We start from the raw sequence: 5,902 nt of genomic DNA, 5'->3' as shown, positions 1-5,902 counted from the left end.
CTTGAGGTCTCATCAGGACGACTTTCGTCTTAAACCCTTTTGCTGATCTCACCACGAGTTTTGGTTCAATTCTATCAAAGAGGGATTTGCTATGATTGAAGCAAATCACGACCACGCCGCCGTCGTCCATGCATGTCTCGCCGGCCGTTGTGCGGCTGTCGACAGCGATGTCTACAACGCCTTTGTGTACAGCTTTGTAGCCTTGAACTGCTCGGCCAACCGCATCGCTTACGAGATCTTTTCTGACCTTGTGATCAAGCACAGTCTGCACAACGAGAAGGCCGAGAAGAAAAGTTCCAATGTCGGTGATTAGAGCGCTGGCATCGAGGCCAAGCGTTCGCTCTTCGGGAAGCCACTGACCAATGATAATCAGGACGAGTGCCACGATCACGAGAATGGCGACTCGAAACGGCACCTGGGATTTCATCTGATTTGGCCCCCTATCGATTGTCCACCCTAGCGCGGGGCGGGAGGTCCGCAAGGACTGAACCCCGCTTGCCCCCCGGCGTTGACCCCACTAGGTTCCGCCGCCTCCCGATGCGCCGCGTGGCGCGCCTGTTCCGGACGCCTTGATGGCCGTGCACTACCTCGAATTCGAAAAGCCGATCGCCGATCTGGAGGCGAAGATCGAGGAGCTGAACCTGCTCTCCTCGACCTCCGGCTCGTTCGACGCCGAGGTCGAACAGCTGCGCAAGAAGGCCGACCAGCTGCGCCGCAAGACCTACGCCGCGCTCGACCCGTGGATGAAGACCCAGGTCGCCCGCCACCCGCAGCGGCCCCATTTCGTCGACTTCTGCGAAGGCCTGTTCACCGATTTCGTCGAGCTCAAGGGCGACCGCCAGTTCGGCGACGACCAGGCCATCCTCGGCGGCCTCGCCCGTTTCCGGGGCGCCCCCGTGGTGATCATGGGTCACGAGAAGGGCCACGACACCCAGACCCGCCTGACCCATAATTTCGGCATGGCCCGGCCCGAGGGCTACCGCAAGGCCGTCCGCCTGATGGATCTGGCCGAACAGTACGGCCTGCCGGTGCTGACCTTCGTCGACACCGCCGGCGCCTATCCCGGCCTCGGCGCCGAGGAGCGCGGCCAGGCCGAGGCCATCGCCCGCTCCACCGAACGCTGCCTGACTCTCGGCGTGCCCTCGATCGCCACGGTGACCGGCGAGGGCGGCTCGGGCGGGGCCATCGCCATCGCCGCCGCCGGCCGGGTGCTGATGCTGGAGCATTCGATCTATTCGGTCATCTCGCCCGAGGGCGCGGCCGGCATCCTGTGGCGCGACGGGGCCCGCGCCCGCGACGCCGCCATGGCCATGAAGATCACCGCCCCCGACCTGCTGGACCTGAAGATCATCGACCGCATCGTCCCCGAGCCGGTCGGCGGCGCCCACACCGATCCGGCCGCCGCGATCCAGGCCGTCGGCGATGCGCTGGCCGAGGAGCTGACGGCGCTGTCCGCCCTGTCCCCCGACCAGATTCGCCGGGCCCGCGCCGATCGCTTCTACGCCATCGGCCGGATGGGCTGAGGGTTTCGTTAACCCTTCAGCCACGGTTGTCTGGCAACGCTTCCTATAGTCTGAGTTGCAGTTCGCATCTCACTGGGGCGTACGCTATGGGTTCTGTCGGCGAAGCACTCCGTGAAACCGCGATCATCAATCTGACCGGGGCCGTCACCATGGTGGTGGACGATTCGGCGTTCTCCGCCGAGATCACCACCGGCGCCCTCCTGGGCTTCGGCATCCGCACCCGCCATTCGTGCCGCAGCGCCCCCGAGGCCATGGGGGTCCTCGGCGAGAGCGAGATCGACCTGCTGGTGGTCGACTGCGAGATGCCGGGCGTGGACGGCTTCGAACTGGTCCAGTGGCTGCGGCGTTCGGGGCCGCCCAACGCCTTCGTTCCGGTCATCATGACGGCGGCCCACATCCGTCGATCCATGGTCAACAAGGCCCGCAACTGCGGCGCCAACTACATCGTCACCAAGCCATTCAGCGCCACCAGCCTGCTGGAGCGGATCGTCTGGGTCGCGCGGGACAATCGCCCGTTCCTGGAAGTCGGCGAATATTTCGGCCCCGATCGCCGGTTCCGTGAAGGCGAGCCGCCCGGCCGCGAGCGTCGCTCCGACGTCGTCCGTCGCGCCGAGTTCGAAGCCCGGAAGGCCGCCGCGGCCACCGCCGCCGGAGCCGGCCAATGACCGTGATCACCCATTCCCGGCGCAAGTCCCGTCTCGCCAAGATGATCGACGGGGCCGGGGGCATCGCGGTGGGCGTGGCCCTGACCCGCGCCCGTGACAACATCTCGAAGTTGCGCGGCAAGGCGACGCAGGAAGTGAGCCGCCATATCGCCGAACTGGCCGCCCTCCAGCAGCCGACCACGGCGGACGAGAAGACGGAGAGCCTCCGCCGCATCTATCAGTCGGGCAATCACATCATCGACGCCGCCAGCCCCTTCGGTCTGGAGGAAATCTGCGCCGTGGCGTCGAGCCTGTGCGACATGGTCGATCGGGCGGCGGGCGAGCACGGCTTCGACTGGCGCATCCTGTCGGTGCACATCCAGTCGCTGCAGCTTCTCAACACCCTCCCGGCCGATGCGGTCGAGCAGCGCGAAGCCGTCTCGGCCCAGCTGGCGTCCATGGTTGCGAAGAAATTCGGTCAGGCGGACTGACGGTCGGTCCGCGCGCCCCGCGTCTGCTTGCGCCACAGCGCCGCATATTCCCCGCCCTGGCGCGCCACCAGTTCGTGGTGCGCCCCTCGTTCGACGATCCGCCCGGCTTTCAGCACCAGGATCTGGTCGGCGTCGGCGATGGTCGACAGCCGGTGCGCCACCACCAGCGTCGTGCGGCCGGTCCGGGCCCGGCGCAGGGTCTTCTGGATCGCCGCCTCGGTGCGGCTGTCCAGCGCGCTGGTCGCCTCGTCGAGGATCAGGATGCACGGGTCGGCCAGCAGCGCCCGGGCGATGCCGACCCGCTGGCGCTCTCCGCCTGACAGCTTCAGCCCGCGCTCGCCGACCATGGTGTCCAGACCGTGCGGCAGGGCGCGGATGAAATCGTCCAGCTCGGCCGCGTCGGCCGCCGCCCAGATCGCCGCCTCGTCCGCGTCGGGACGGGCGAAACCGATGTTGGCGCGGATGGTGTCGTTGAACAGCGCCACGTCCTGCGGCACCAGCGCCACCGCCGCCCGCAGCGATTCCTGGGTCACCTTGCGCACGTCGAAGCCGTCGATCAGCACCGCCCCCTCCTGCGGATCGAGCAGGCGCAGGGCCAGTTTGACGATGGTCGACTTGCCGGAGCCGGACGGGCCCACCAGCGCCGTCGTCGTTCCGGGCGGCGCGGCGAAACTGACGTCCTCCAGCCCGTTGGCCCGCGCGTCGTGCCGGAAGCCCACCTGTTCGAAGGCCAGGGCCGCGCCGCGCGCGTCCGCGGGCCGCGGCAGAGGCGCGGCGTCGGGCGCGTCGGCGACTTGCGGCGTCTGACGCGTAACCTTCAGCATCTCCTCCATGTCTATGAAGGATTGGCGGATTTCCCTGTAGGCGAATCCCAGAATATTCAACGGGGCGTACAGCGAGATCATGATCAGCACCGCCGCCGTGACGTCGCCCGGGCCCATCCGGCCTGCCGCCGCCTCGAACCCGGCCATCACCGCCATCACGGCGAGACCGAGGTTCATGATCACGGCCTGGATCACGTTCAGCAGGGCCAGCGAACTGTTGGCCTTCAGCGCCGCGCGGGTGTAGTCGCCCAGCGCCTCGTCATAGATGCGTGCGGCCCGCGCCTCGGCCCCGAACGACTTGACGGTCTCATAGTTGAGCAGGGCGTCGACCGAGACCCCCGCCGCCTGGGTGTCGGCCGCGTTCATCTCGCGCCGGTGTTCGATCCGCCAGTTGGACAGGGCGAAGGTGGCGGCCGCATAGATCGCCACCACGACCACGGCCACGGCCCCGAACCGCCAGTCGTAGACCCCCGCCAGCACCCCGGCCGCCAGCACCAGTTCGACCCCTGTCGGGATCAGGTTGAAGGCCAGGATACGCATCAGGAAGTCGACCGCCCGGGCGCCCCGGTCCATGGTCCGCGACAGCGACCCCGACCGCTTGGTCTGGTGGAAGTCGAGCGACAGGCTCAGGGCATGGGCGAAGGTCTCCGCCGCCGCCGTCCGCTGGGCCGCCGACCGCACCGGCGCAAACACCACATCCGAGGCGTTGGGCGCGATGGCCGAGAGCAGCCGCACGAAAGCCCATCCGATGGCGAAGGCGCCGAAGCCCCAGGCCAGGGCCACGCCCGTCCCCTGCCCCGCCGCCAGCCGGTTCACCGCCGCCCCGAGGACCAGGGGCGCCAGCACGCCCAGCGCCTTGCCCCCCAGCGTCATGCCGATGGCCGCGATCAGCCTGAGACGCAGCTGTGGCGCATTCGACCGCTTCACCAGCCGCATCAGATCCAGCAGCGCGCGGCCGGTCGGCGGGCCCTGTGGCGGTTCGGCCGAAGGCGCGCCCTGCGCCGCCTTGGCCACCGAATCGCCTCGCCGTCCCGCTGCTCGTTCGCCCCGCATCGCCATGGAGGCCATATGGCCCCGCTCCAGCGGCTTCGCAAAGCTTCTGTTCAGATACGCCCGGTCACCGAAGCCCAGACCAGACGTAGCCGCTTCATCGCCTCGTTGCGGGCGGGATTCGTCAGGGTCACATGGACGACGGCCGGGAACGCGACGACGGGCAGCCTCCGGAGCGCGGCCTTCGCCCCCGACCTGGCGGCCCGGGCCTCTTCGGTTCGCCCGGTCTGCGTCAGTCCCCAGACCCGCCCCGCCTCGACAACCGCCGCCTCATGGCCCGGCCCGGCCAGAATCCGCACCGCCGCCTGCATCGGTCCCACATAGAAGGCGTCCAGATCGTGCGGCTCGCCATGGACCCGGCCGATGTGCGCCGCGATCAGGGCGTCGAACGGACCTCGCTCCAGGCCGCGCCGGCCGACCACATCCGTCAGGGCTTCCAGCACCGGATGGCCCTTGCGCGCCGCACCCGCGAACACCCCGTCCAGCTGCTCGCGCCACCAGACGTAGCGCATCTCGGCCAGCAGTGGCTGGGTCACCCGCGTCGGGATGGCCAGCAACTCGGCCTCGAAGGCGTACAGGGCGATCAGATCCGCCCGCGCCCGCGCGTCCGCCACGAACCGGCTCGACAGCCAGCGGTCGGGATCGGCCGCGCGGACCTGTTCGTCCAGGGATGGGCCGGGATCAGCCAAACAGGGTCTGGTACATCGCCATCGAGGTCAGCATCGGCAGCGACAGCAGCATGTTGGTGCGGCTGCCCAGCATGGCCACCCGGGCCGCCTTCGCCTTGACGTCGTCCTCGGCCGGGACGATGCCCAGCGCCCGCTTCTGGTTCGGCCAGATGACGCCCCAGACGTTCAGGAACATGACGATGGCCAGCCACACGCCGATGCCCAGCAGGGTGTAGCCCTTCTGATCCTCGGTCAGGCCGCCGACGAGGCCGAAGCTCAGCACCTCGACGGCGTAGGCGTGCCCGCGGCTGAACGCCAGCGCCAGACCCGCGACCACGGTGGCCAGGGCCGACCAGCGGAACCAGAACAGGGCCTCCGGGGCGATGTGCTTGCCGATGGCCGGCTTCAGCTCGGCCGGGATCGACGGCATGACCCGGATCTGGACGAAGTTGAAATACCACAGCAGGCCGATCCACAGGATGCCGGCGACCACGTGGGTCCAGCGGAACACCGACTGCCAGAAGATCAGGTCGAAGCCGCCCGGCGCGATGCTGCCGAAGGCGTAGATCATCACGCCCGCCAGCACGAGGCTCAGCAGGACGGTGGTCCGGAAGTTGGAAAGCAGATTGCCAAACATGTCGAACGCCCCTCCCCGGGCGAGAATCGTTGAAGCGCGACCATAGCGCCGCTTGAAGACGACAA

At 68.4% G+C, this 5,902-nt stretch carries 7 protein-coding genes; 3 read left to right on the top strand and 4 right to left on the bottom strand.

Annotated features, from left to right (window positions below; translation table 11 throughout):
- On the bottom strand, nucleotides 1-427 hold a 427-nt coding region (locus tag RDU12_RS11565; protein WP_308684711.1), incomplete at its 3' end, for a hypothetical protein.
- Between the two features lie 145 nt (nucleotides 428-572).
- Between RDU12_RS11565 and RDU12_RS11560 the strand changes: the two genes are divergently transcribed.
- The 3 genes from RDU12_RS11560 (at nucleotide 573) to RDU12_RS11550 (ending at nucleotide 2,658) form a co-directional block, all read left to right on the top strand.
- Complete coding sequence (locus RDU12_RS11560) at nucleotides 573-1,523, top strand: acetyl-CoA carboxylase carboxyltransferase subunit alpha (protein WP_300291586.1); 951 nt, start codon at nucleotides 573-575, stop codon at nucleotides 1,521-1,523.
- An 86-nt stretch (nucleotides 1,524-1,609) separates the two neighbouring features.
- Nucleotides 1,610-2,188: a response regulator gene (locus RDU12_RS11555; protein ID WP_300291585.1), complete on the top strand. Its 579-nt coding sequence runs from the start codon at nucleotides 1,610-1,612 to the stop codon at nucleotides 2,186-2,188.
- Nucleotides 2,185-2,658, top strand: a complete 474-nt coding sequence (locus tag RDU12_RS11550) for a chemotaxis protein CheE (RefSeq protein ID WP_300291583.1) — start codon at nucleotides 2,185-2,187, stop codon at nucleotides 2,656-2,658. The genes RDU12_RS11555 and RDU12_RS11550 overlap by 4 nt, the downstream gene beginning before the upstream one ends.
- Here the strand turns inward: RDU12_RS11550 and RDU12_RS11545 are convergent.
- The 3 genes from RDU12_RS11545 to RDU12_RS11535 are packed head-to-tail and all read right to left on the bottom strand — an operon-like array spanning nucleotide 2,646 to nucleotide 5,837.
- A complete protein-coding gene (locus RDU12_RS11545; RefSeq protein WP_374990215.1) occupies nucleotides 2,646-4,541 on the bottom strand; it encodes an ABCB family ABC transporter ATP-binding protein/permease in 1,896 nt (631 codons plus the stop codon). The genes RDU12_RS11550 and RDU12_RS11545 overlap by 13 nt on opposite strands.
- Before the next feature lie 44 nt (nucleotides 4,542-4,585).
- Nucleotides 4,586-5,221: a squalene/phytoene synthase family protein gene (locus tag RDU12_RS11540; RefSeq protein ID WP_300292908.1), complete on the bottom strand. Its 636-nt coding sequence runs from the start codon at nucleotides 5,219-5,221 to the stop codon at nucleotides 4,586-4,588.
- On the bottom strand, nucleotides 5,214-5,837 hold the full coding sequence (locus RDU12_RS11535) for a hypothetical protein (protein ID WP_300292912.1): 624 nt from the start codon (nucleotides 5,835-5,837) through the stop codon (nucleotides 5,214-5,216). Before RDU12_RS11535 ends, RDU12_RS11540 begins: the two co-directional genes overlap by 8 nt.
- Nucleotides 5,838-5,902 lie beyond the last annotated feature (65 nt).

This window comes from Brevundimonas sp. (assembly GCF_031082345.1).
Lineage (GTDB): Bacteria > Pseudomonadota > Alphaproteobacteria > Caulobacterales > Caulobacteraceae > Brevundimonas.
Note: the sequence above shows the minus strand (reverse complement) of the source record. Positions and strands in the feature narration are given on the sequence as shown.